Source organism: Micromonospora sp. ABR4_055, assembly GCF_056160425.1.
Genome location: NZ_JBSWXD010000273.1, coordinates 1 through 4159, shown reverse-complemented (window position 1 = coordinate 4159; position 4159 = coordinate 1). Strand labels below are relative to the sequence as shown.

Below are 4159 nucleotides of genomic sequence, written 5' to 3'. Positions count from 1 at the left end.
TGTTTTTGGGGTGGTAGGATGTCTTCCTTTTCTCTTTCTTGGCGGGGGTCGTTTTTGGGTGGGGGGGTTTTCTCCCTCCTCCCCCCCCCCCCCCCCCCCCCCCCCCCCCCCCCCGGGCCCCGTGAACCAGCAGTAGCGACGACGACATAGGGGACACGAAACGTGCTCGACGTCAACTTCTTCGACGAGTTGCGCATCGGTCTCGCCACCGCCGACGACATTCGTCAGTGGTCCCACGGCGAGGTCAAGAAGCCCGAGACGATCAACTACCGCACCCTCAAGCCGGAGAAGGACGGGCTCTTCTGCGAGAAGATCTTCGGCCCGCAGCGGGACTGGGAGTGCTACTGCGGCAAGTACAAGCGCGTCCGCTTCAAGGGCATCATCTGTGAGCGGTGCGGCGTCGAGGTGACCCGATCCAAGGTCCGTCGTGAGCGGATGGGGCACATCGAGCTCGCCGCCCCGGTCACCCACATCTGGTACTTCAAGGGCGTCCCGAGCCGGCTCGGCTACCTGCTCGACCTGGCGCCGAAGGACCTGGAAAAGATCATCTACTTCGCGTCGTACGTTGTGACCGGGGTCGACGCCGAGGCGCGCCACCGCGACATGTCGACGATCGAGAACGAGATCTTCGCGGAGAAGCGCCAGTCGGAGAACAGCCGCGACTCGGAGATCGAGAAGCGGGCCGCCAAGCTGGAGGCCGACCTGGCCGAGCTGGAGGCCGAGGGCGCCAAGGCCGACGTACGCCGCAAGGTCAAGGAGTCCGGCGAGCGGGAGATGCGCCAGATCCGCGACCGGGCGCAGCGGGAGATCGACCGGCTCGACGAGGTGCTGGACACCTTCCGCAAGCTGGAGCCGAAGCAGCTGGTCACCGACGAGCTGCTGTACCGGGAGCTGCGCGACCGGTTCGGTGAGTACTTCACCGGCGGGATGGGCGCCGAGGCGATCAAGACCCTGCTGCAGCACATGGACCTGGACGCCGAGGCGGACAACCTGCGGGAGATCATCCGCAGCGGCAAGGGCCAGCGCAAGATCCGGGCCTTGAAGCGGCTCAAGGTGGTCGCCGCGTTCCTCAGCACCCGGAACTCGCCCGGGGGCATGGTCCTGGACTGCGTACCGGTGATCCCGCCGGACCTGCGCCCGATGGTGCAGCTCGACGGTGGCCGGTTCGCCACCAGCGACCTCAACGACCTGTACCGCCGGGTGATCAACCGGAACAACCGGCTCAAGCGGCTGATCGACCTGGGCGCACCCGAGATCATCGTCAACAACGAGAAGCGGATGCTGCAGGAGGCCGTCGACGCGTTGTTCGACAACGGTCGTCGCGGCCGGCCGGTCACCGGCCCGGGTAACCGTCCGCTGAAGTCGCTGTCCGACATGCTCAAGGGCAAGCAGGGCCGGTTCCGGCAGAACCTGCTCGGCAAGCGGGTCGACTACTCCGGCCGGTCGGTCATCGTCGTCGGTCCCAAGCTGAAGCTGCACCAGTGCGGTCTGCCCAAGCAGATGGCGCTCGAGCTGTTCAAGCCGTTCGTCATGAAGCGGCTGGTCGACCTCAACCACGCGCAGAACATCAAGTCCGCCAAGCGGATGGTCGAGCGGCAGCGGCCGGTGGTGTGGGACGTGCTCGAAGAGGTCATCTCCGAGCACCCGGTGCTGCTCAACCGGGCACCGACCCTGCACCGGCTGGGCATCCAGGCGTTCGAGCCGCAGCTGGTCGAGGGCAAGGCGATCCAGATCCACCCGTTGGTCTGCACCGCCTTCAACGCCGACTTCGACGGTGACCAGATGGCGGTGCACGTACCGCTGTCGGCCGAGGCGCAGGCCGAGGCCCGGATCCTGATGCTGTCGTCGAACAACATTCTCAAGCCGTCCGACGGCAAGCCGGTGACCATGCCGACCCAGGACATGATCATCGGGCTGTACCACCTCACCCACCGGACCGAGGGCCTGATCGGGGAGGGCCGGGTGTTCAGCTCGGACGCCGAGGCCCGGATGGCGTTCGACAACGGCGAACTGCACCTGCAGTCGCCGGTCCGGATCCGGCTGCACGGCGTGGTCGAGGTCGACAACGGCGCCGGCGCGTCGCGTTGGGTAGCACCCGAGGAGTGGCAGCCGGGTACGCCGCTGATCGTCGACACCACCCTCGGTCGGGTGCTGTTCAACGAGGTCATGCCGGTCGGCTACCGGTTCGTCAACTACGAGGTCCGCAAGAGCCAGCTGTCGGCGATCGTCAACGACCTGGCCGAGCGGTTCCCGAAGGTGGCCCTCGCCGCGACCCTGGACGGGCTCAAGGAGGCCGGCTACCACTGGGCCACCTGGTCCGGTGTGACCATCGGCATGCAGGACGTCGTCGCACCGCCGCACAAGCAGGAGACCCTGGAGCGGTACGAGGCGGAGGCCGCCCGGATCGACAAGCAGTACCAGCGTGGTCTGATGACCGGCGAAGAGCGGCGCGGCGAGCTGATCGAGATCTGGACCAAGGCGACCAACGAGATCGCCAAGGACCTGGAGACCTCGCTGCCGCACGAGAACCCGCTGTGGAAGATGATCCACTCGGGTGCTCGAGGCAACCTGCTGCAGCTGCGCCAGATCGCGGCGATCCGTGGCCTGGTGGCCAACCCGAAGGGCGAGATCATTCCGCGGCCGATCAAGTCGAGCTACCGGGAGGGTCTGTCGGTACTGGAGTACTTCATCTCCACCCACGGTGCCCGTAAGGGTCTCGCCGACACCGCCCTGCGGACCGCCGACTCCGGTTACCTGACCCGTCGACTGGTCGACGTGTCGCAGGACGTCATCATCCGCGAGGAGGACTGCGGCACCGACCGGGCGATCACCATGCAGGTCGGTGAGCGGCTCGACGGCAAGCTGGTGGTGCACGAATTCGCCGAGACCGGCGTGCACGCCCGGACCCTCGCCGAGGACATCAAGGGCGCCGACGGCGAGGTCGTGGTCGAGCGCGGCGCGGACCTCAACTCGATCCTGGTGGACAAGCTGGTCGCCGCCGGGGTGGAGAACGTGCGGGTACGCAGCGTGCTCACCTGCGAGTCCAAGCTGGGCGTCTGCGGTGCCTGCTACGGGCGTTCCCTGCCCACCGGCAAGACGGTGGACATCGGCGAGGCGGTCGGCATCATCGCCGCCCAGTCGATCGGTGAGCCGGGCACCCAGCTGACGATGCGGACCTTCCACACCGGTGGTGTCGCCGGTGAGGACATCACCCAGGGTCTGCCCCGGGTGCAGGAGATCTTTGAAGCCCGGGTGCCGAAGGGCAAGGCGCCGATCGCCGACACCCCGGGCCGGGTGCGGATCGAGGACGGCGAACGGTCCCGGAAGATCGTCGTCATCCCGGACGACGGCAGCGACGAGATCGTCCACGACAAGGTCTCCAAGCGGGTCCGGCTGCGGGTGCACGACGGTGACCACGTCACCGTCGGCGAGAAGCTCACCGAGGGCACCATCGATCCGCACGAACTGCTGCGGATCCTCGGCCCGCGGGCGGTCCAGGTCCACCTGACCCAGGAGGTCCAGGAGGTCTACCGCTCGCAGGGTGTGCTGATCCACGACAAGCACATCGAGATCATCATCCGGCAGATGCTCAAGCGGGTGACGGTCATCGACTCCGGCGGCACCGAACTGCTGCCCGGTGTGCTCGTCGACCGCGCGGTCTTCGAGTCGGAGAACCGCCGGCTCGTCTCCGAAGGCGGCGAGCCCGCCGCCGGTCGGCCGATGCTCATGGGTATCACCAAGGCGTCGCTGGCCACCGACTCCTGGCTCTCGGCGGCCTCCTTCCAGGAGACCACCCGGGTGCTGACCGACGCGGCGATCAACGCCCGCAGCGACTCGCTGATCGGCCTCAAGGAGAACGTGATCATCGGTAAGCTCATCCCGGCCGGTACCGGCATCAGCAAGTACCGCAACATCCGGGTCGAGCCAACCGAGGAAGCGAAGGCGAAGGTCTACTCGATGACCGGCTACCCGGAGACCGACTACGGGTTCGGGCCGGCCAGCGGGCAGGCCGTACCGCTGGACGACTTCGATTTCGGTTCCTACCGCTGATCAGCGGCAGGTACGACTGTCCGGGGGGATGGGGTTGGTGGTTTATAGGCGTTGGTGAGGAGCGTTTCATTTTTTCCTTGTTTCCTTCCTGCTTTTTTTTTTTCCTCTA

At 66.7% G+C, this 4159-nt stretch carries 1 protein-coding gene; it reads left to right on the top strand.

The features are described 5' to 3' along the window. The first annotated feature begins 162 nt into the window (after positions 1-162). A complete protein-coding gene (locus ACXAHD_RS31565) occupies positions 163-4050 on the top strand; it encodes a DNA-directed RNA polymerase subunit beta' (protein WP_281551897.1) in 3888 nt (1295 codons plus the stop codon). Positions 4051-4159 lie beyond the last annotated feature (109 nt).